General features: G+C 41.3%; 23 protein-coding genes and 2 tRNA genes. 2 read left to right on the plus strand and 23 right to left on the minus strand.

Translation table 11 applies throughout. The annotated features are described in order from the left end of the window. Positions 1-359: 359 nt before the first annotated feature. Positions 360-4,601: a 2-hydroxyacyl-CoA dehydratase gene (locus I585_RS05930; protein WP_010743295.1), complete on the minus strand. Its 4,242-nt coding sequence runs from the start codon at positions 4,599-4,601 to the stop codon at positions 360-362. A 178-nt stretch (positions 4,602-4,779) separates the two neighbouring features. Between I585_RS05930 and I585_RS05935 the strand changes: the two genes are divergently transcribed. After that, on the plus strand, positions 4,780-5,388 hold the full coding sequence (locus tag I585_RS05935) for a TetR/AcrR family transcriptional regulator (RefSeq protein ID WP_010743294.1): 609 nt from the start codon (positions 4,780-4,782) through the stop codon (positions 5,386-5,388). Positions 5,389-5,421: 33 nt separating this feature from the next. Here I585_RS05935 and I585_RS23350 read toward each other — a convergent pair whose 3' ends face one another. After that, positions 5,422-5,592: a hypothetical protein gene (locus tag I585_RS23350; protein WP_010743293.1), complete on the minus strand. Its 171-nt coding sequence runs from the start codon at positions 5,590-5,592 to the stop codon at positions 5,422-5,424. Between the two features lie 308 nt (positions 5,593-5,900). Here I585_RS23350 and I585_RS05940 point away from each other — a divergent pair, with 308 nt between their 5' ends. Next, positions 5,901-6,776 (plus strand): helix-turn-helix domain-containing protein, encoded by an 876-nt coding sequence (locus I585_RS05940; protein WP_010743292.1) that lies wholly within the window; start codon positions 5,901-5,903, stop codon positions 6,774-6,776. Positions 6,777-6,990: 214 nt separating this feature from the next. On the opposite strand, the gene I585_RS05945 is transcribed toward I585_RS05940, so the two are convergent. The 21 genes from I585_RS05945 to atpF all read right to left on the minus strand — a co-directional run bounded on the left by I585_RS05945 (position 6,991) and on the right by atpF (position 22,664). Then, positions 6,991-7,677 carry a DUF2922 domain-containing protein gene (locus I585_RS05945; protein ID WP_010743291.1) on the minus strand — a complete coding sequence of 229 codons (687 nt, stop codon included), beginning with the start codon at positions 7,675-7,677 and terminating at the stop codon, positions 6,991-6,993. A 48-nt stretch (positions 7,678-7,725) separates the two neighbouring features. Then, a complete protein-coding gene (locus I585_RS05950) occupies positions 7,726-8,109 on the minus strand; it encodes a hypothetical protein (RefSeq protein WP_010743290.1) in 384 nt (127 codons plus the stop codon). A gap of 330 nt (positions 8,110-8,439) precedes the next feature. Beyond that, positions 8,440-8,511: transfer RNA gene (locus I585_RS05955), tRNA-Gln, on the minus strand. A gap of 4 nt (positions 8,512-8,515) precedes the next feature. Next, positions 8,516-8,599 (minus strand) — tRNA-Tyr (locus tag I585_RS05960). A gap of 83 nt (positions 8,600-8,682) precedes the next feature. Then, on the minus strand, positions 8,683-8,913 hold the full coding sequence (locus I585_RS05965; RefSeq protein ID WP_010743289.1) for a DUF2969 domain-containing protein: 231 nt from the start codon (positions 8,911-8,913) through the stop codon (positions 8,683-8,685). 75 nt (positions 8,914-8,988) lie between these two features. Next, positions 8,989-9,633: a CBS and ACT domain-containing protein gene (locus I585_RS05970; protein WP_010743288.1), complete on the minus strand. Its 645-nt coding sequence runs from the start codon at positions 9,631-9,633 to the stop codon at positions 8,989-8,991. Positions 9,634-9,636: 3 nt separating this feature from the next. Beyond that, positions 9,637-10,338, minus strand: a complete 702-nt coding sequence (locus I585_RS05975) for an ABC transporter ATP-binding protein (protein ID WP_010743287.1) — start codon at positions 10,336-10,338, stop codon at positions 9,637-9,639. Then, entirely contained in the window at positions 10,338-11,114 is a 777-nt protein-coding gene (locus I585_RS05980) for an ABC transporter ATP-binding protein (RefSeq protein WP_010743286.1), read from the minus strand. Before I585_RS05980 ends, I585_RS05975 begins: the two co-directional genes overlap by 1 nt. Next, positions 11,095-12,069, minus strand: a complete 975-nt coding sequence (locus I585_RS05985; protein WP_010743285.1) for a branched-chain amino acid ABC transporter permease — start codon at positions 12,067-12,069, stop codon at positions 11,095-11,097. Before I585_RS05985 ends, I585_RS05980 begins: the two co-directional genes overlap by 20 nt. 9 nt (positions 12,070-12,078) lie before the next feature. Next, entirely contained in the window at positions 12,079-12,957 is an 879-nt protein-coding gene (locus I585_RS05990; RefSeq protein ID WP_010743284.1) for a branched-chain amino acid ABC transporter permease, read from the minus strand. A gap of 117 nt (positions 12,958-13,074) precedes the next feature. Beyond that, positions 13,075-14,238, minus strand: a complete 1,164-nt coding sequence (locus I585_RS05995) for an ABC transporter substrate-binding protein (RefSeq protein ID WP_010743283.1) — start codon at positions 14,236-14,238, stop codon at positions 13,075-13,077. A gap of 445 nt (positions 14,239-14,683) precedes the next feature. Further along, positions 14,684-14,980 carry a membrane protein insertion efficiency factor YidD gene (gene yidD, locus I585_RS06000; RefSeq protein WP_010743282.1) on the minus strand — a complete coding sequence of 99 codons (297 nt, stop codon included), beginning with the start codon at positions 14,978-14,980 and terminating at the stop codon, positions 14,684-14,686. A gap of 123 nt (positions 14,981-15,103) precedes the next feature. Continuing rightward, entirely contained in the window at positions 15,104-15,280 is a 177-nt protein-coding gene (locus I585_RS22855; protein ID WP_010743281.1) for a DNA-directed RNA polymerase subunit beta, read from the minus strand. An 11-nt stretch (positions 15,281-15,291) separates the two neighbouring features. After that, positions 15,292-16,593, minus strand: coding sequence for a UDP-N-acetylglucosamine 1-carboxyvinyltransferase (gene murA / locus I585_RS06005; RefSeq protein ID WP_010743280.1), 1,302 nt, complete (start codon positions 16,591-16,593; stop codon positions 15,292-15,294). Positions 16,594-16,638: 45 nt separating this feature from the next. After that, positions 16,639-16,872 carry a DUF1146 family protein gene (locus I585_RS06010; protein ID WP_010743279.1) on the minus strand — a complete coding sequence of 78 codons (234 nt, stop codon included), beginning with the start codon at positions 16,870-16,872 and terminating at the stop codon, positions 16,639-16,641. A gap of 397 nt (positions 16,873-17,269) precedes the next feature. Next, positions 17,270-17,704, minus strand: coding sequence for a F0F1 ATP synthase subunit epsilon (locus I585_RS06015; RefSeq protein WP_010743278.1), 435 nt, complete (start codon positions 17,702-17,704; stop codon positions 17,270-17,272). Between the two features lie 13 nt (positions 17,705-17,717). Then, on the minus strand, positions 17,718-19,118 hold the full coding sequence (atpD, locus tag I585_RS06020) for a F0F1 ATP synthase subunit beta (RefSeq protein ID WP_010743277.1): 1,401 nt from the start codon (positions 19,116-19,118) through the stop codon (positions 17,718-17,720). A 22-nt stretch (positions 19,119-19,140) separates the two neighbouring features. Then, a complete protein-coding gene (locus tag I585_RS06025) occupies positions 19,141-20,046 on the minus strand; it encodes a F0F1 ATP synthase subunit gamma (protein WP_034708422.1) in 906 nt (301 codons plus the stop codon). A gap of 15 nt (positions 20,047-20,061) precedes the next feature. Beyond that, positions 20,062-21,588: a F0F1 ATP synthase subunit alpha gene (gene atpA, locus I585_RS06030; protein ID WP_010743275.1), complete on the minus strand. Its 1,527-nt coding sequence runs from the start codon at positions 21,586-21,588 to the stop codon at positions 20,062-20,064. A gap of 19 nt (positions 21,589-21,607) precedes the next feature. Next, on the minus strand, positions 21,608-22,153 hold the full coding sequence (atpH, locus tag I585_RS06035) for an ATP synthase F1 subunit delta (protein WP_010743274.1): 546 nt from the start codon (positions 22,151-22,153) through the stop codon (positions 21,608-21,610). Further along, the gene (gene atpF, locus I585_RS06040; protein ID WP_010743273.1) at positions 22,143-22,664 is read right to left on the minus strand and encodes a F0F1 ATP synthase subunit B; all 522 of its coding nucleotides are present in this window, start codon (positions 22,662-22,664) and stop codon (positions 22,143-22,145) included. Before atpF ends, atpH begins: the two co-directional genes overlap by 11 nt. Positions 22,665-22,692: the final 28 nt, after the last annotated feature.

The raw sequence follows: 22,692 nt of genomic DNA on the forward strand, positions 1-22,692 counted from the left end.
GTTCCGTCACCCCGTTCAATTTTCTACCCTTATTATAACTGGTATATACCTAATGTACAACAATAATCCTTTGTTGCCCCTCATTCGAACCGCCCTTTTAATGAAGATTACGCTAAACTATCACGTATTTTTCCTGATACATACCATTCTGCAGACATCTTGAAAATGGCCGCAAGAATAGATAAACTGACTACTTACATACAAGTTAGAAATCTGGTTCAAATAATGGCAGAATCAAATTTTTTTACACATACCATTCCTTTACTTTTTCAAATAAATCACGTTTTTTTCCACCAAGCACTCACAAAAACCGGACAAAAGAAAAGAGCAGACCGGTTTTAATTGGTCTACTCTTCCGCTTAATTTTTCACTTCTTCTTTTAACTGTTTGTTGGCTGTTGCCATCATCAGACGAATTCGATTCAATTGGTTAACGATCGAAACACCTGGATCATAATCAATCGCGGCGATATTTGATTTTGGATATTGATGGCGCAGCTCTTTGATCACACCTTTACCAACCACATGGTTTGGCAAACAACCAAATGGCTGCATGCAGACGATGTTATTGACACCGGTCTTCAATAGATCGATCATTTCACCAGTCAAGAACCAGCCCTCACCGGTATGATTCCCGATAGAAAGAATCTTGCCCGCATCTTCAGCCAACTGATAGATCGAATGAATACCAGTGAAACGTTCAGAAGCTCGCAACGCTTTATCCATTGGTTTTTCCACGACTTCAATCAATTTGATCGCCATTTCCGCGATAGTCTTATTCTTCTTCGGCATGCCCATGTTGTCATATTTCCAAATCTGGTTGTACAAGGAATAGTTCATGAAGCCGATCAAGTCCGGCACAACCGCTTCAGCACCTTCAGATTCCAGCAGACGAACAATATCGTTATTGGCGGTTGGAGAATACTTCACTAAGATTTCGCCTACGACACCGACTTTTGGTTTGACCTCATTTGAGATCGGTACGGTATCAAAGTCCTTAACGATTTTCTTCATGTTTCGATTAAAGATCGTCAGCGAGCCATTGCGAACATTGCTCTCCACCTTTTTCAACCATTCTTCATGTAAAGCATCGATCTGGCCTTTTTCCAATTCGTACGGACGTGTCCGATAAACCATTCGTTCGAAAAGATCGCCGTAAAGAATGGCGACAACAATTCGTTTCAGCATCGGCAAGGTATATTTGAAGCCTGGGTTGCTTTCTACCCCTTTATTTCCAAGTGAAACAGAAACAACAGGAACTTGCGGGAACCCGGCATCGTTCAAGGCTTTGCGCAACAAAGGAATATAGTTGGTCGCACGACAGCCGCCGCCGGTCTGACTCATCATTACACTTGTATTGTTTAAGTCATAGTCGCCGCTTTGCAGAGCCTCGACTAATTGACCAATCGAAATAATCGCAGGGTAGCAAGAATCATTGTTGACGAATTTCAAACCAACATTGATCGCCTCGCGGTCCATGGCTGGTAAACAAACCACGTTGTAGCCAGAAGCTTCCAAAGCGATATCAAACAAACCAGATTGATGGATCGGACTAAGCATTGGTAACAGCAACGTGTGCTTTTTACGCATTTCTTTAGTGAAGACGATTTTTTCTGGTTCTTCAAAACGTCTAACGGGTTCAAAGTTTGATTTTTCCCGTTCATTGACGGCCGCTTTTAATGACCGCAATCGAATTCGGATAGCGCCTAAATTCGAGCCTTCATCAATTTTCAAGACCGTATAGATTTTGCCATATTGCTCCATGATTTCTTCAACTTGATCGGTAGTTACCGCATCAAGGCCGCAGCCAAATGAGTTCAATTGAACAAGCTCAAGATTTTTCGATTTTGCCACGACACGTGCTGCCGCATACAAACGAGAATGGTAGACCCATTGGTTAACTACCCGCAGGTTACCCACATCGCTTAAATGAGAAACACTGTCTTCCGTTAATACATGGAAGCCTTCTTGGGTAATAACCTCAGCGATTCCGTGATTGATTTCAGGGTCCAAATGATAAGGACGGCCAGAAAGAACTACTCCTCGTTCGCCCTTTTGGTTGAGCATTAATAACGTCTCTTCCCCTTTTTGACGAATATCATCTTTAAAGGTTTCCAATTCTTCATACGCATGGTGCAGCGCATTATTAATTTCTTCTTGGGTAATGCCCAAATCCTCGAAGCAGCGTCCTAAAACTTTTGCGACAGAGGCTTCATTGGCCAAGTTTAGATAAGGATTGCGATAGTCAACTTTCCCGTCACGAATGTCATCGACATTGTTGCGGATTACGTCAGGATAGCTTTGAACGATTGGACAGTTGAAGTGATTGTCCGCCTCTTTTGATTCTTCCCGTTCAAAAACGACCCCTGGATAAAAGATCATCGGCACACCGCCATCGATCAAGGCTTGGATATGGCCGTGAACAATTTTGGCAGGATAACAAGCCGTATCACTTGGGATTGTTTCCATCCCTTGTTCATACAATTCCTTGTTTGAGCGCGGTGATAATTTCACGCGAAAGCCTAAATCACTGAAAAAGGTATGCCACAATGGATAGTTTTCATACATGTTCAAGACCCGTGGAATACCGATCTCACCGCGAACGGCTTCTTTTTTACGTAATGGGCGATATTTGAACAAGCGGCGGTATTTGTAATCCACCAGATTGACTTTTTTATCTTCCCGCTTCACTTTGATTCGAGCGCCGCGTTCACAACGATTGCCTGTGATGAATTGACGACCATCTGAGAATAGGGTCACTGTCAGCATACAGTTGTTTTCACATAAGCCGCAGTGAGTAAATTCTTTTTCAGCGGTAAACGCATCGATTTCAGCTAACGAAAGTGTTTCGGTCCGTTCACCCACTTCATAATTTTCCAAAGCGATCAACGCCGCTCCGAAAGCGCCCATCAGACCCGCGATCGATGGACGAACCACTTCGCGTCCCGCCACCAGCTCGAAAGCCCGCAAAACAGCTTCGTTATAGAACGTGCCGCCCTGACAGACGATTTTTTCGCCAAGCTCTTCTGGCCGTCGAACTTTGATGACTTTATAAATCGCATTCTTAATAACTGAATAAGAAAGTCCTGCAGAGATATCTCCGACAGAAGCACCTTCTTTTTGCACCTGCTTCACTTTTGAATTCATAAAGACGGTACAACGTGAACCTAAATCGACAGGTCCTTTAGATTTCAAGGCAGCTTGCGCAAAATCCTCTACTTTATAATTCAACGATTTCGCGAAGGTTTCGATAAATGAACCGCAGCCTGAAGAACAGGCTTCATTCAATTGGATCGAAGACAGAGCACCGTCTTTGATCGTCATGGCTTTCATATCTTGTCCGCCGATATCCAGAATGAAATCTACGCCCGGTTGAAAATGGTTCGCCGCTTTATAGTGAGCCATCGTTTCCACTTCACCAATATCAACCTTCAACGCATTTTTGATTAATTGTTCGCCATAACCGGTCACGGCCGCTTTACCGATAAACACGTTTTCCGGTAATTGTTTATAAAGATCTTTTAACACAGTCATCGTTGTTTCCAACGGCTGTCCTTGATTATTGCCATAAAAAGAATACATCAAATTGCCGCTGTCATCGATCAACGCAACCTTCGTTGTAGTCGATCCAGCATCAATTCCTAAAAAGGCTACGCCATCATGGTCGGATAGACTCTTTTCACTAGCTTGTGCCTGTCCATGGCGCATCCGAAATTCGGCCAAGTCCGCCTCGTCTTTAAACAACGGTTCTAACGTATCAGAAGGCGATAGATGCCCCTCTTCTGCCGTCGTTAAACGATGCAGCAATTCTTCTAAGGAAGAGGCATCTGCTTCTTCTGAATAAAAAGCCGCTCCCATCGCTACAAAGAGCTGCGGATTTTCTGGAAAAACAACATTTTCCGGTGTAATGTTCAACGTTTCGATAAAACGCTGGCGCAATTCGGACATAAAGAATAAAGGGCCGCCTAGAAAAGCGATCTTCCCTTTGATCTTGCGACCCGCTGCTAAACCAGCGATCGTTTGATTGACTACCGCCTGAAAAATACTCGCCGCGATATCTTCTTTTGCCGCGCCTTCATTGATCAACGGCTGTACATCTGTTTTCGCGAACACCCCACAACGTGAAGCGATCGGATAAATCGTTTTATAATTTTGGGCTAGTTCATTCACACCATTGGCATCGGTCTTTAATAAGACAGCCATCTGGTCAATAAACGCTCCCGTTCCACCGGCACAGCTTCCGTTCATTCGCTGCTCTAAAGAACCCTCAAAGAAGGTGATTTTCGCATCTTCTCCGCCAAGTTCAATTGCAACATCTGTTTCTGGAATAACTTCTTCAACCGTGCGTGTACACGCGATCACCTCTTGAACAAAAGGAATCTCTAAAACATCTGCCAGGCCCATCCCACCGGAACCTGTGATGCTCATTGTCATTTCTTGATTGCCGATTAATGCTTCAGCCTCGCGCAGCACACGTTCTGTGGCAGTTTTCACATCAGAAAAATGCCGTTCATACTTCGCAAATAGGCTTTCGTTTTTTTCATTCAAAATGACCAACTTGACGGTTGTAGAGCCAACATCAATCCCCGCTCGTAATGTCATACTTATTTCCTACCTTCCATTTTTAACAACACATGTTGATTAACTTACAAAGTGTTTGTTATACTACTCACGTATATTCTAAAAACAATTCGAACGTTATGCAATACTCAAAACCATTTCATTCGTGTGATAAGCAACAATTTATTGGAATATGTTGTGAAAATGAGAGGAAATTCCTATGGCAAAAAAAATTGACCTGCGGGTTAAGCGAACGAATAAAATGATTATGGAATCTTTTATTCATTTAGTAGAAGTAAAAGGATACGATAATATCACCATACAAGAGATCGCTGACGAAGCAATGATTAATCGTGCGACCTTCTATGCCCATTTCAAAGACAAGCAAGATCTTTACGATTGCATTTTCAAACAGGCGATTGATGCCTTTGCCTCCGTTCTCGATCCCGACCAGATTGTCCAAGGCAATCGCCTAAAGGTTTGGAAAGTCGAAATGGTATTGAAAAATATTTACGAACAAATCCAAGCGAATCGAAAATTCTTTTTAACGATCATGGATGCTTCCGGCAATGAAATTCTGCGAAAAAAGATTGCGGAGATTTTGGATGAGAAATATGCCCATATCTTCAAACGCTTGAAAATCACCGAAAACGATATCGAAGTTCCCTTGGATTTCATTATTGAGTACATGACCTCGATTTTCGTTGGTACCCTGCATTGGTGGATCACCAGCGATACAGACATGAGTGCCGACAGCCTCTCAAAACTTGTGGTCAAACTAATCGGTAACGGCCACTTAACTATTTTAGGGATTGAAATTGATCATTAAAAAAAAAGCGCCCAGATTTTCTGAGCGCTTTTCTTAATGATTTTTTGCTTTCCATTTAATGGTGTGACGAGTTGGACGAACATTCCGTACACGCGGCGCTTGTCCTTTTTCTTTCGTTACCTCGATTGAATTGTCCTTAATCGTGGTATAAATTTTAGCCACCGTATCGGTCAGCATTTCTTTGACTTCCTCAACTTTACTCATGATCTTAGACTCCCTTCTGATTTCATTTATCGCTGCACCTTGCTAAGCAGTCTGGCCTTCAACCTTTCAAAAAATTAGCCCCGGCACAAACATTTGCATTAGCAAAATACATCATTCACATCTTCCTCTTAAATGTAGCCTAAATTTTAAATGGCTTCAAGTGAGAGACCCTTGATTCGACCAATTTTTGCAGTAAGCTTGATTTGACAAGACTCTACGCAAAGTAGAGTCGCTTTTTCACTGGATTTCCTATTCATCTTACTGCGAATCCGCTATGCTTAAAGTATCAATAAGAAAGAGGAAATCAAATGAATAATTTTTTAGGGGTACAATTAAGAAACTATCGGCAGCGTAATGAACTGACACAAAAACAACTGGCAAATATTTTATATGTATCGGATCGCACCGTTTCAAAATGGGAGCGCGGGGCTGGGTACCCTGATATCGATACATTAAAAAAAATTGCGCAATTGCTGGATATTTCTTTAGACAATTTATTAAATGAACGCGAGCCGGAATTATATTTTGAATACCGTTCGGCGACACTTTTATTCAACCTGCCGCTGCTGCATATTATTATTCCGAATCTCTCGGAACTCTTATGGCACAATCGACAATTCGCACTCAGTACATTACGCCATAAGCAGCAGCTGATTCCGACAGCACACGGTTTTTTCAGTATCGGCTTTTTCTCCTCAGGAATTTTTGCTTTAGGCGTTTTTGCTAAAGGCTTTCTTTCGGTGGGCTTCTTTTCTTTAGGAATCCTTTCCGCAGGATTTTTATCTTTGGGGATTTTTTCAGCGGGGAATGTAGCCTTGGGAACGATTGGTCTTGGAAACCTCGCCATCGGATTGTTTGCTTTAGGCAATTTGGTGGTCGGCTTCTTCAGTTTAGGCAACTTTGCCTTAGGTTATCTCGCTATTGGGAATAAAGCTTTTGGACCTCACGCCAGTATTTTACCTGAACACAGCAATCTTCCGGAGATCACTCGCGCGTTGAGTGACCTACAGCAGGAAGTTCCGACCATTATTCGGCAACTGATTGTCGAACCAATCTTATCAGTCACTGCTGCACCAATTTTCCCTTATGCCTTGATCTCCTTCATTCTTTTCCTAGTATTCGTCTTTTGCGCAGCCGGTTTTTACGGGGCGCTCAAACTACGCAGCCGATTAATTAATCACTAAAAAAAGCGTCCGCGATTTCGTCACGGGCGCTTTTTCAATAGGGGAGCGAACATCTCTGAACGCCAGGGTAAAATAAACCTGCGAATGATACCTGCAAAGGCCATGACAAATAGCCCTCTGCTTAATCGGGATCATTGCGCGGTATATTCTTATTATCAGTGACAGAGAAGTCTCATACCAACGTTGGATTTTCTGATGAGACGAACACCGTCGCTTATTCTCGTTTTCGGATTCGATCTAATAATCGCGTTCGTTTTTTCTTCGGCTTTTCTGGCGGTGACTTGGTATTCACCGGCAACTCAGGCGGCAATCCTGATTCCGCGACTGATTCAGTTACAATCAGTCTGGCCGGAATGGATTTATCATCGACCTCTACATTTATCAGCTTCGCCTTCGCTGGCATACAAGCCACTACCAGCCCAAAAGCTTGACTTTCGTTCATTTTCCATGGATCGATCCCTCTAGGCAGTTCGATCGTCTGGATCAGTCTATCAGGTTCTATTCTTTCCTCTGTGATGCGCAAATCTTGCGGGATACGCAGAGTCGCTAAATCAACCACTGCTTTTACAGACTCTGGTTCTAGTACTGGTACTTCTTTTACTGCTGCTGGTTCTACGACCGAGTGGCTTGCTGCTTCCATTAATTGGGATAATGGATCTTTCCCACGTTTCTTTTTCTTCTTGCTGTCATCGAAAATTGTTGTCACCTTTTTCTCGATCACGGTTGCGTGCAGCACCTTTTTAAATAGACCAGTGCCTTCCTTTTCAAACAAATTCAATTTCGTTAACTTCTCTAATGATGATTTGATCTCTTCTGCCGTTTTTGTCGGATCAAAATCGCTTAACCGCAAATGATGGTGTTTTCCATTGCTTTTCTCAAATTCCGCATCTAATGTGAACATGCTCTCTCTTCCTTTCCTCTGCATTTTTTAACTCGTCATCATTCTTCGTCATGATCCAGCCAATCTGGCTAAAGGTGCTTTAATGTATTGCGTATATAATTGCTCAAGCTTCTCAGCGATAAAGGTTTTAGCAGGAAATAGTTTGACTAATAACAAACGCCATTCCTTTTTATCAAAGTATTCTGCGAAATAAACATAATAACGGCGCAGCGCGGCTGTCGAACGAGTCCGTGTAAAAATTCTTTTGACCAGTTGACTCAACATAAATGAAAAGTCTAGATCACACAGTTCATCACGCACTTGGAGCGTAATCAGCAGTTCGATTGTGCCCTCGCCATCATTGGTTTGTTGATAGTATTTATTGATTCTTTTTTCAAGACTTCGACGCTTTAAAGTGAAAATCTGCCGTTTGCTTAGGCCATATTCTTCCATCTCACTGCCTCCCTCCTAATTAATAATTTTCTTTGTTGATAGATGTTTTCATCTACAAAACTAAAATACCTCTTTTTGCCGGGAATTACCCTCCGCTTTTTTTATAATATTTTAAAGATAATGATTATCAAACACTCTTTCTGATCACAGCAACGAAAAGTCGGGCAATAAATAATGAAATCGTTTTCTATTTTTTAGTCAATTATCCTAAAAACAGAAAGAAGAAATCCTTTTTTTTTGACCACTTTCTTGATTGTTCGTTCTAAGTCCGGCTTATTCCCGCTTTCAAAACACAAAAAAAGTGAGCTGCTTATGCAACTCACTTAACAACTGGGGTAGCTGGATTCGAACCAACGCATGAGGGAGTCAAAGTCCCTTGCCTTACCGCTTGGCTATACCCCAAAAATGGTGGAGGAGAGTGGATTCGAACCACTGAACCCTAAGGAACGGATTTACAGTCCGTCGCGTTTAGCCACTTCGCTACTCCTCCAGCTAGGTTTTTTTATTATTTAAAAACCCGACTCAGTTATAATACCTAATCTTCAAAAAAAATGCAAGTACTTTTTTCAAAAATTATTCATGTAAATTCCAATTTCGAATTAACGCCTCAATACCATCATCTAGGGTCTTGTAATTCCCTAGTAAATGCCCGTCATTATAGGCTTGAAAATTTTTATTTTCGGGAATAATCTCACCGATATTTTTTTTACCGATCACTAATTGAGTGACGGTTTGTTTTTCTCCGTTAATCAGACGTTCTTCTTCATTGATCTGAACTTGGATATCTTTGTTTTTTTTAGACATATATTTCCCTCCACCCTGAATAGTTTATCATACTCCAAAAGAAAAGGACAACTGATCACTCAGTTGTCTCTAGGGTTAAGGCTGTGTTACTACCGCTCGCAGTACTTCATAGCCATTATCGGTCAGCAGCTGCTTAATCTCTTCGGTTTCTTTGCTGGATAATTGAATCTCCACGATCGTTGCCTCTGTTTTGTGGTCTACGATGACCGTTAGAATACTAAAATCATGATCTGCTAAAATTTTCGTTACTCTAGCCAATACACCTTTTTTGTCTTCTAAAATCTTCAATTGAACACGAGTTCCACCTTCATAGTACCCGGTTAATTTAAGGAAGGCATCAAAAATATCATTGTTGGTGATGATTCCGACTAGCTTTTCACCTTCTAGTACTGGAAGCACATTGATCTTGTTTTGACGCATCAGGTAAATACCGTCTTCTAGTTCTGCATCGGGAGCGACAGTCTTAACATCCTTGATCATCACATCGGCTACAACGGTTTTGTTCAATAGATAATTGACTTCATGCACACTCAGACTAGTTGCTTTTGAAGGCAGCGCCTCTTGAATCGTTCCTTCCGTGATCAGTCCCACCAATCGATCATTATCAATCACCGGAAGACGGTGGATATCATATTTTTTCATCAAATCAACGGCATCAAATATTTTGGTTTGAGATGTGACCGTGATTAACTTTTCTGTCATAAAATCTTTTACACTCATTCTTTACCCTCCTAGATAAGCTTTCTTCACTTCTTCACTTTCTAGCAACTCTTGACCCGTTCCTGACAAGACCACTTTTCCAGTCTCTAATACGTATCCGCGATCCGCGATTGATAACGCCATTTTGGCATTCTGCTCGATCAATAAAACCGTCGTTCCTTGCTTTTGAATTTCTTGAATGATGTTGAAAATTTCCTGAATAAAGATTGGTGCTAAGCCCATAGAAGGTTCATCTAACAGCAACAAGCGCGGTTTAGACATCAATGCCCGCCCCATCGCCAGCATCTGTTGTTCTCCCCCAGATAACGTTGAAGCATCTTGATTTAAGCGTTCTTTCAAGATCGGGAATTTTTCATAAACGTGTTCATAATCCTTTTTGATGGCGTCATCTTTTCGTAAATAAGCCCCCATCTCTAAGTTTTCTAAAACAGTCAAGCCAGAAAAGACATGACGGCCTTCAGGCACTTGAGAGATTCCTTGAGCAACAATTTTTCTTGGCGCCTTCTTTTGGATCGGTACCCCTTCAAAGGTGATTGTCCCTTTTGAGGGCTGATTCAGTCCAGAGATCGTCCGTAAAATGGTTGTTTTTCCCGCACCATTCGCCCCGATCAATGAAACGATCTCGCCTTGATTGACTTCAAAACTAACATCGCGTACCGCTTGGATCATGCCGTAATGAACCGAAAGATTTTCAATTTTCAGCATTATAGGTCACCTCCAAGGTAGGCTTTAATAACTTCTGGATTGTTCTTAATTTCTTCAGGAACACCTTCTGCTAAAATCCGACCATATTCTAAAACATAGATCCGTTCGCAGACATCCATAACTAAGCTCATATCGTGTTCAATTAATAGAATCGTGATTTGAAACTCCTTTTGGATCTTTCTGATCAACAAGGTCAACGCCGCCGTTTCTTGCGGGTTCATCCCTGCTGCCGGTTCGTCCAAGAAGAGAATTTTCGGTTTTGTCGCCAACGCCCGTACGATTTCTAAACGTCGTTGTTCGCCATACGGCAAGTTGCGAGCTAAGTTTTCCGCTTTGTCCTGCAAATCAAAAATCGTTAATAATTTCAACGCTTCTTCCTTTAATTCTGCTTCCTTACTATAAAAAGCAGGTAAACGCAGAACACTGGAAAAGAAGCCCTCTTTGTTTTTACTATTCATAGCGATCAAAACATTGTCCAAAACCGTTAAATCTTTAAACAAACGAATATTCTGAAACGTTCTACTCAGGCCTAAATCAGCGATCGCGTAAGGTTTCTGACCATTCAGGCGATGATTTTTCCCATCGACTTCTAACAGCACGTCCCCTTCACTAGGCTCATAAACACCGGTAATCAAATTGAATAGGGTTGTTTTTCCGGCACCATTCGGCCCGATCAGACCGACTAATTGATTCTCTTCTAATGCGATATTGACATTGGAGACCGCCGCCAAACCGCCAAAGTTTTTGGTTAACTCTTTAATTTCCAACAGAGGCATTCTGGTCATCTCCCTTTTTAAACTTATCAACAATTTTCTTCACAGATAATTCTTTCGTTCCTAATAATCCGCCTGGCTTGAAGATCATCAAGATGATCAATGCCAACGCGTAGATAATCATCCGTAAGGTTCCGAAATCTTGCAGATACATATTGATGATTCCTAAAAGTATCGCTGCGATAAAGGTCCCTGTAACACTGCCGATCCCGCCTAATACGACTAAGATCAAAATATCGACAGATTTAGTAAATGCAAAATCCTTCGGTGCGATTGATTGCAGATACCCTGCATACAACGAACCAGCAATACTCGCTGTCATCGCGCCAAATGTAAAGGCCATAACTTTGTATTTCGTCGTGTTCACGCCCATTGATTCGGCCGCGATCTCATCTTCGCGAATCGCCATGGTCGCACGACCCGCACCTGAACGAATGTAGTTGACGATAAACAAGGTTGTGATCGCCATAAAACCGTAAACTATTTGCCAGTCAACAAAAGGTTCGATTCCAAATAGCCCTGATGGTCCATTCGTGATGTCTTTAAAGTTGATCAATAGTATCCGAATGATTTCCGCAACACCTAATGTCGCGATTGCTAAATAGTCACCGCTTAAACGCAACGTTGGAATCCCCACCGCTACAGCAACAATACCGGCGATAATAACGCCGACAGCCATTCCTAAGAAGAATCCGCCGTAAGTCGGCATACTCATTGAAACTAGTGCCGCTCCATAAGCGCCAATCGCCATGAATCCAGCGTGTCCCAAAGAAAACTGACCAGAAAAACCAATAATCAAATTCAAACCCACCGCTAAAATCACATTAATTCCGATTTGAACCAAAACATTATCTAAGAACAAATTGACCATCCCAGCAGAGTAAGCCACATATAAAATCACATAGCCAATTACGATCAAAGCTAGCCAAATCAAATTGTATTTCAAATTCTTTTTCATTTGATCCACCTACACTTTCTCTTTTACGTGTTTGCCCAAAATGCCGGCTGGACGAACTAATAAAATTAAAATCAATACTGCGTAAACCACTGCATCTTTGAAATCAGAGAATCCTAACGCCGTTGTTATTGTTTCGATCAGTCCAATAACAAAGCCGCCGATCGCAGCTCCCGGAATAATCCCGATCCCGCCTAAAACAGCCGCGATAAAGGATTTCAGCCCCGGAATATAGCCCATCATCGGATCAATCGAGTTATAATACAGTCCGATCATCATTCCACCGGCTGCAGCGAGTGCCGAACCCAATGCAAAGGTAAATGAAATCGTCCGATTCACATCGATCCCCATCAGCTGTGCAGCATCGGTATCAACGCTGACTGCACGCATCGCTTTCCCCATCTTAGTTCTTTGAACGATCAAGTTTAAGGTGATCATCAGGAATAAGGACAGGCCTAAAATTAACAACTGAATGTTTGAGACGCTTAAGAAACCAATCTTGAAGACCTGCAATTTAATCACTTGCGGAAAAGGTCTGGTTGTCGAGCTGAAAAAATAGATCATTGTATTTTGTAATAGATACGATACACCGATCGCTGTAATCAATGCCGCGATCCGAGTTGAATTTCTCAGTGGTCGATAGGCCAAGAATTCGATTACTACACCTAAGATCGCACTGCCCGCCATTGACAAAATCAATGCTGGAAAGAATCCCATATTGAATTGATTGATCAAAAAGTAGCCAATAAATGAGCCAATCATATAGATTTCACCATGGGCAAAGTTGATCAATTTAATAATTCCATAAACCATGGTATAGCCTAGCGCCATCAACGCATAGACACTCCCAAGAAAAAGCCCATTGACGATTTGCTGAATAAATATTTCCATCTTTATCACATCACTTTTCAAAAAAATAGATTAGCCGCTTATTTTGCGTACTTGATTCTTAAAAGGGAGTGTGCCAAAGTCCATTGGCACACCCCCTTGCCTGCTTTTCCCGATTAATTATTGATTTACGGTTTCAGCAGAAGTTTCTTTTCCATCTGTCAGTCCTAGTACAACTAAAGGTTTCACAGGATTGTGATCCTTGTCCATAGAAATCTTACCAGTAACCCCTTCAAAGTCTTTCAAATTCGCAAGACCTTTCTTGATAGCTTCAGGTGTTGCTTTTCCTTCATCTTCGATCGCTTGTTTGATCATGTAAACAGAATCATAAGCTAACGCGTTGAATGAAGAAGGCTGTTTGCTGTATTTCTTTTCAAAAGCTTTTACAAATGGTTCCACTTTGTCTGTTGCTGGAGCTTTCGTTGAGAAGTGCCCTGTGTAATAAACGTTTTTGACGTTGCTTGCACCAGCAGTTTCAATCAGTTTTTCATCACCGAAACCATCTGCACCGATGATTGGTTGTTCAATACCCATTTCACGGGCTTGTTTGATGATCAAGCCAGCTTCTGTGTAATAACCTGGGATATAGATGACATTGAAGTCTTTATCTTTGATTTTTGTCAACATTGCTTGGAAATCTTTGTCACCAGCGGTAAAGTTTTCCTCCGCTACGATTGTTCCTTTATACGTTTCCTTAAAGGCTTTTTTCAACCCGTTTGCATAATCGCTTGAGTTATCGCCTAAAATCACTGCTTTATCAGCCTTCAAATTATCTTCCGCATATTTTGCTAAAATGACCCCTTGAGAACTGTCTTGGAAACAAGCTCGATAGATATAATCTTGTACTTTACCCTTTTGTACAGTGATCGCATCATCTGTTCCTGAAGGCGTAATAGCAGGTACTTTGGCTTTCGATAAGTTTGGCAATGTCGCTTTTGTTGCGCCAGAAGTAGCCGGTCCCACAATCGCAACAACTTCATCTTTAGTAGTTAAGTTAGCCGCAACAGAAGCAGCTTCATTATTATCTGACTTATTGTCTTTTGAAACGTACTCGATTTTCTTTCCGTCAATCCCGCCGTCTTTATTGATTTCTTCAACAGCCAATTTGACACCTTCATTTTCTGCTTCACCATAAGCGGCTACAGCACCAGATAATTCAAAATTTCCGCCGATTTTGATTGTTTTGGCATCTTCCCCGCCACTGCTATCATTGGCTTTAGGCGAACCACATGCGCCAAATAGAAACAACCCTGCTGCCAATGCAGCTACTGTTCTTTTCTTCATCCTGTTACCCCCTAATAAAATAATGATAATTTGTTAAGATAATAAAGAATATATAGGAAAAAACTCTCACTGTCAATTAAATTTTCTGAATATTTTAATAATTCAACAATACTCAAACAATTTATAGCGCTTACAACCCTATTTAAAGTCTATCAGATAACTAAAAAAAATCCCTTTAACTGATAAACAGTCAAAGAGATTTATTTAAAATAACTGAGTTTCTTAATTGTAAGGCCGCTTCAAGATTCTGCTCAGAATCATTGATCATGGGCTATTTTGAGCCGATTTGCTCATTTTGGATTCGTTTGACTAAACTAGCCGTGAAAAATCTGAAAGAAATCACCCCGTCCATACAATAACCAGATTGCCCAATTTCTTGTCACTCGCTAAAATGAATGACAGACACAATTATCGCTTCTTTTCTATCGAAAATTCAGCCTACTTTTTATACCTTCAAATCCTTCTTCGAATTCTGATAATCAGGTTCTTCTCGATCAACTAAATTTTTCCGCAAAGAAAAATTGACAGGTACATAGTCTAATCCCGGTTTAGCAAATGGATGACACCGCAGAATACGCGAAGTCCCCATCAAAAACCCTTTAAAAGCCCCATGAACTTGGATCGCCTTAATCATGTAACTAGAACATGATGGGTAATAGCGACAAGAGGGCTGCGTTAACGGCGAGATAAAGCGCTGATAGCCTCGTACTAAAAAGATTAATCCTTTACCTATGAAATTCATTCTCTCACCTCAACATCGTTCCTATATTACGTATACCATTCTTTTTAAAGAGAACTTGCAAAAAAGGGATCGCACCAAATAAATGGAGCAACCCCTTATAATCAACTAAAACTTCACTGCAAATTAATGGACAAAATCTAAGATATGACGCCAAACATCTGGCATCAACACTTTAAAAGGATTTCCGCCACCCATTGCACCGTAACCGATCATACTGCCAACAACAAATAATAGGACACCAGCTAGTAAAATTGCCACGATCCGAATTAAGCTGCGTAAGATATGTTCACCCGAACTCATATATCCACTCCTTAAGCTAATACAGTGACTGCGTCGGCCGTTTTCTTGCTTTCATTGTCAACACGTTCCACATCCGCACCTAATTGTTGTAATTTAGTGTGGAATTTGTAGTAGCCGCGATCCAAATATTTCAAATTACGGACACGTGTCATACCATTTGCTCGCAGACCAGCCAAAACTAAAGCAGCTGCCGCACGTAGATCAGTCGCATAAACTTCTGCGCCTTGCAATTCAGATGCCCCTTTAATCAAGGCAACGTTATTGTCGATCTTCACTTGTGCATTCATTCTGCGCATTTCTTCTAAATGTTGGAAACGATTTTCGAAGACCGTTTCTGTAGTTGTGCTAACACCATCAGCTACTAATTGAATAGCGGTCATTTGTGCTTGCATATCTGTTGGGAATCCTGGATGAGGCATCGTTTTAATATCCGTCGCTTTCAAGCTCTTAGGACCGATAACTCGTAATCCGTCATTTTCTTCAGTGATCTTAACACCCATTTCGATCAGTTTAGAGATCAATGGACGATTATGTTCAGGAATTGCTCCATCAATCAAGACATTGCCTTCCGTCATTGCAGCAGCAACCATGAATGTTCCAGCTTCAATCCGGTCTTGAACGATTGGATGAGAAACAGCGTGAAGATGGTCAACACCTTCGATACGCATCGTTTCTGTACCAGCACCATGGATGCTAGCACCCATTTTATTTAGGAAGTTCGCCAAATCAACGATCTCAGGTTCGCGAGCAACGTTTTCGATCACAGTTGTTCCTTTAGCCTTTACAGCGGCCATCATGATGTTTTGAGTCGCACCGACACTTGGGAAGTCCAAATAAATCGTATCCCCGACTAATTCGTCAGCGATTGCTTCAATGTATCCATTTTTTTGGATAATTTTCGCACCCAAAGCTTGGAATCCTTTCAAATGCAAATCAATTGGACGTTTACCAATTGCACAGCCGCCAGGCATTGCAACCTTTGCGTGTCCGTTGCGCGCCAATAAAGGCCCCATCACAACGATTGACGCACGCATTTTGCTAACATACTCATAAGGGGCTTCCACGTTCAATTGACGGGTCGCATCCACTGTAATTTCTTTCGTTTCTTCATTAAACTCAACATCTGTATTCAAATAACGAATCACTTGATTCATGGTAAAGACATCAGATAAAATCGGAACATTGCTTAATGTTGATGTTCCTTCTTCAGCTAATAAAGTCGCAGCTAAAATTGGCAATACGGCATTTTTTGCCCCTTCGATATGTACTGTTCCTTTTAATTGTTTACCACCACGAACGATGATCTCTTCCATTGTATTCCCTCCAAAAAAGCTAGTCGATTATCTCGTATATGTACCTTAACTAAATGTCAAAAATATATTTTTGCATAAAAGAATGATTTCTAAGAAGAACGTACTGCAAGCAAAACCTAAGGCGATCGCCATCATCAAAATCACGATTCGAACTTGAGTCTCCTTAAATGCTTTAAACAGATTTTCAATTCGCAAAGCTCTTAAAGCCCAGAAGGCTAAATAGATAAAGGAAAAATGCGATACAATCCGAACGATTGCATCAATTCCAAATACTTGCATAATTCGTTTCCTTTCAAAAAAATCAATAGTTGGATTATAGCACAGATTTATATAAAGAAGAACACTTTGCGCATTCAAAGAACTATACAGAAACTTTTAAAAAACTTAATCTTTCAATTTTGCTTTTTTATTATCAAAACAACTTTTTTTTATAGGTAAAAAGTCCTTTAAAAATTTTTAGGTTCCTTTTTTAGTCAATATATCAAAAAATACTCAGTGTTTTTTGAAGTCCAAGTTTTTTGAAAATTTGTGCATTTACTTGCTTTCTTTATTCTAATAATCAGTTAAAATATTGAACTATTTCACAAAAAAAAGTTGTGCCGCAATCAGCGGCACAACTTTCAATAATCCTATGGTCTTTCAGAAAAGGATTCTGCAATGACCGTTTTTGCAATATTTAACGATGTTTAGAAACCTTGATCCGATTCATAGCACGGTGCAAAGCAACTTCGGCACGGCTCAACTGATCGGTATCTTCCTTTTCGCGAGCTTCTTGAATCCGCGCTTCCGCACGTTGTTTTGCTCTTTCAGCACGTGAAACATCGATATCTCGTTCACGTTCTGCCGTATCGGCGATAATCGTCAACACATTGTCCCGAACTTCCATGATCCCACCATTGACTGCGATCCAATCCACGTGTGTATCAGCATCCGTCCGGCGAACACGAACCTCATCGATTGCAAGAGGCGCAATGATCGGTGCATGGTTTGGTAATATCCCAATTTCACCGGCGACCGTTTTTGCAATGACGATGGTTGCATTATGATCATAGACGTTACCATCTGGAGTAACAACGTTCACTTGCAGAACTTTGTCTTTTTCTTGTTCCATCGGGCACCTCTTTCTAGTAGCCTAAAGTTTTTGCTTTTTCTACTACGTCTTCGATCGTACCTACACTACGGAAAGCATCTTCTGGAAGGTCATCATACTTGCCTTCTAAAATTTCTTTAAAGCCTTCAACTGTTTTTTCAACTGGTACATATGAACCTGGTTGACCAGTGAATTGTTCCGCTACATTGAAGTTTTGTGATAAGAAGAATTGGATTCGACGAGCACGAGAAACAATCACTTTTTCTTGGTCAGACAATTCGTCCATCCCCAAAATAGCGATAATATCTTGTAACTCGCGGTAACGTTGTAAAACACGTTGAACTTCTGTCGCTACACGATAATGTTCTTCCCCAACGATTTCAGGTGCCAATGCACTTGAAGATGAAGCCAATGGGTCAACGGCTGGATAGATCCCTTGCTCCGTTAACTTACGTTCCAAGTTGGTTGTTGCATCCAAATGGGCGAACGCTGTTGCTGGCGCTGGGTCAGTATAGTCATCGGCTGGAACATAAATAGCTTGAATAGAAGTAATTGAACCCTTCTTCGTTGAAGTGATTCGTTCTTGCAATTGACCCATTTCAGTTGCCAAAGTTGGTTGGTAGCCAACGGCTGAAGGCATCCGGCCAAGCAAGGCAGAAACTTCAGAACCGGCTTGAGTGAAACGGAAGATGTTGTCGATAAACAACAGCACATCTTGTCCTTCTTCATCTCGGAAATATTCAGCCAATGTCAAACCAGTCAAGGCAACACGCATACGCGCACCTGGCGGCTCGTTCATTTGTCCAAACACCATGGCAGTTTTCTCAATAACGCCTGATTCCTTCATTTCATAATAAAGGTCGTTCCCTTCACGAGTACGTTCACCAACACCCGTAAACACTGAAATACCACCGTGTTCTTGGGCGATATTATGAATCAATTCTTGGATCAAGACGGTTTTACCAACACCGGCACCACCAAATAGTCCGACTTTACCACCCTTTAAGTAAGGAGCTAATAAGTCGATAACTTTGATCCCTGTTTCTAAAATTTCATTACTGGTACTAAGTTCTTCAAAAGCCGGCGCTTTTTTATGAATACCGCTTTTTACTGCATCTTCTGGAAAAGGCGCTTCTTTGTCGATTGTTTCACCTAATACGTTAAACACACGACCTAAAGTTTCTTTACCAACGGGAACTGAGATTGGTTTGCCTGTATCGACAACTTCCATTCCACGTTGCAAGCCATCTGTTGATTCCATAGAGATCGTGCGGATAACACCATCACCAAGTTCCAAAGCAGCTTCAAGAACAACTTTTGTTTTATTTTTTTTGTAAACAATCAACGCATTGTTGATGTCTGGTAAGGATTGATCTAAAGAAAATTCCACGTCGACAACGGGACCAATAACTTGAACAATCTTGCCTGAACTCATGTTTTTTCCTCCAATCTCGAAATTATTCTAATGCGGAAGCCCCGCCGACAATTTCAGTAATCTCTTGGGTGATCGCCGCTTGGCGTGCCCGGTTGTATGAAATGGTTAAATCATCAATGATCGAGCCAGCATTATCTGTTGCCGTCTTCATTGCGGTCATCCCGGCTGCATGTTCCGCCGTTTTGGCATCAACGATTGCGCCATAGATCAAGCTTTCTGCATATTGCGGCAGTAATTGATCAAGAATCGCTTCTTTTGAAGGTTCAAACAAATATTCTTCGCGATACGTTTGTGCTTCACTAGGATCCAAATCAGAGATAGGCAGCATTTTTTCTACCCGGAACTGACTAGATAATGAATTAACGTGATGATTGTAGCAGACGTAAAGTTCATCAAAGACTTGATTTTCATACATACTGGTCGTCATCGAAACGATTTTTCGTACTTCTTCAAAGCTAGGCTGATCCGATAAATTGCGTAATTCATAAGCTAATTTAACGCCGCGAGCTTTGAAAAAGTCCGCACCGGTTCCACCGATGGCTAACAAAACATATTCATCAGCAGAATCATGATCATCTTCAAGCATTGTCATCGTCTGTTTTAGGATTGAGCTGTTGTAGCCCCCCACCAAACCGCCATCAGAAGTAATCACAATATAGCCAGTTTTTTTAACTGGACGATTCAACAGCATGCTGTGATAGTTGATGCCGCCTAGTTCACGACCAGAGTTGGCTAATTCCGTTAATTCACTCGCTGTTAAGTGCGTCAATACTTCACGTACTTTTGAAGCGTAAATTTGAAATTTTGCTGAGTAAACTTCTGATTTCGTCAACTTAGATGCTGATACCATTTGCATAGCCTTGGTGATTTGACTAGTTTTCTTCGTCGATGCAATCCGTGTTTTGATTTCATTTAAGGATGCCATGATTTATTCTCACCTCGATTATGCTTTTTCTTGGTTAGCTGTGGAAGCGTCAAAAATATCTTTGAATTCTTGGATAGCACTATCTAATTTATCTGTATCAGGCAATTCTTTTGTTTCGCGAATCGCAGCGAATAAATCAGAATGATTCGTTTCCAAGTATTCAAATAATTGTGCTTCAAAATCTAAAATACTATTGACTGGAATACTATCTAGCACACCATGAGTCAAGGCATATAGAATCACTACTTGTTTTTCAACAGGAAGCGGATCATGTAATTTTTGTTTTAGTACCTCAACAGTTCGGCGTCCACGATTTAATTTTGCTTGTGTAGCCGCATCTAAATCTGAACCGAATTGCGTAAAGGCTTCTAATTCACGATAGCTGGCGAGATCTAAACGAAGTGTCCCTGCAACTTTTTTCATCGCTTTGATTTGTGCGGAACCACCAACCCGTGATACGGATAGACCCGCATCAACGGCTGGACGAATACCAGCATAGAACAAATCGTTTTCTAAGAAGATTTGTCCATCGGTGATTGAGATTACATTGGTTGGAATATAAGCAGAGATATCTCCTGCTTGTGTTTCAACGAATGGCAAGGCAGTTAATGAACCGCCGCCTAATTCATCTGAAAGTTTTGCTGCACGTTCTAACAAACGTGAATGCAGATAGAAAACATCCCCTGGATAAGCTTCACGACCTGGCGGACGACGTAATAATAGTGACAGTTCACGATAAGCCACAGCTTGTTTTGATAAATCATCAAAAACAACTAATACGTGTTTGCCGTTATACATGAATTCCTCACCCATTGCTGTTCCAGCGTAAGGCGCGATAAATAATAGCGGTGCAGGTTGAGACGCACCAGCTGTGACAACGATGGTATAATCCATGGCACCAAATTTACGAAGTGTTTCCACTTGTGAACGAACCGTAGATTCTTTTTGTCCGATAGCCACATAAATACAGATCATATCTTGACCTTTTTGGTTAATAATCGTATCAATAGCGATCGATGTTTTACCAGTTTTACGGTCACCAATGACCAATTCACGTTGTCCGCGGCCAATTGGAACAAGGGCATCAATTGCCTTCAGACCTGTTTGCATTGGTTCTGATACTGATTTACGCTGCATAACACCGGGAGCCATTGCTTCCACTGGACGTGTTTTACTTGTTTCGATTGGACCCATACCGTCGATTGGTTGACCTAATGGGTTTACAACACGACCGATCATGTTATCACCGACTGGCACTTCCATGATTTTACCGGTACGTTTTACTTTGTCTCCTTCACGAATGGACTCAAATTCACCTAGAACGATGATACCGACATCATTGCTTTCTAAGTTTTGTGCCATCCCATAAGAGCCGTTTGAAAACTCTAGAAGTTCTCCACTCATTGCATTTTCTAAACCGTGGGCACGGGCGATTCCATCCCCAACGTAAGTGACTGTTCCGATTTCTTCGACAGACAGCTTATTGTCATAATTTTGAATCTGTTCTTTGATTAAAGCACTGATTTCTTCTGCTTTGATGGCCATTCATTTCACCTCTTCTTCTCTACTTTTTACTAAGTGCTGCTCGTAGGCCATTTAATTGGCTGGCGAGGCTGCCGTCGATCACTTGATGATCGGCTTCAACAATGACACCACCGAGAATTGATTCATCAACTATCGGGGTTAATGAGGCCTTTTGGTAGCCAAAAACATCAGCGACTTTTGCTTCAAGTTCGTGTTTCTTTTCTTCAGAGAGCGGAACAGCCGTTGTGACTGTACCGTGTGCGACTTTGTTCATTTCATCATAGCGACGCTCAAATTCATCAATCATAAATGGAAGATCATCGCTGCGGTTGTACTCAAATACAACCAATAGAAAATTTTTAACGATCCCGTCGAATCCGCCAGTAAAAGCATCCATGATGGCCTTCTTTTCTGCACCTTCTAAACGAACATCAGTTAAAATATTTCCTAGATCAGGAATTTCTTTACAGATTTCCCGAATCGTCAACAACTCTTGATAAACGGCATCGGCGGCTTCATTTTCGATCGCCAATTCAAACAAAGCTTTCCCATAACGTTTACCAACAGTGTATTTATCAAGCTTCATGCTTTGTGTTTCCTAGCTTGTCCATATAGTTGTTGATCAAATCTTGATGAGCATCTTGTGAGAGCTCTTTACTCAAGATTTTTTCTGCGATTTGTAGAGAAAGTGTTGCCACATCATCTTTGACAGAAGTCAACGCATTTTCACGTTCATCTTTGATCTCTGCTTGCGCACGATCTTTTAGACGCGAAACTTCTTCTTTCGTATCTTTGATGATATTTTGACGGCTTAATTCGCCACTTTCTTTCGCATTTTTAATGATATCTGCCGCATCACTGCGGGAGCTGGCCAATTGAGTTTCACGTTCTTTTTCCAACTCAGCAGCTTTAACCCGGGATTGTTCGGCAGAATCTAGATCATTGGCGATCTTATCTTCACGTTTTTGTAGAATGTCTTGAACGGCACCCCACGCGAATTTTTTCAATAATGCCATTAGGATCACGAATGCTCCCGTAACAGCAATTAAATTACCGAGCGTTGTATTGACAGCCTCAGCAATAACTAGATTCAGCATACTCGGTCTTCCTTTCTGTTCGTCTTCC

Source organism: Enterococcus malodoratus ATCC 43197 (genome assembly GCF_000407185.1).
In the GTDB taxonomy this organism is placed as follows: domain Bacteria; phylum Bacillota; class Bacilli; order Lactobacillales; family Enterococcaceae; genus Enterococcus_A; species Enterococcus_A malodoratus.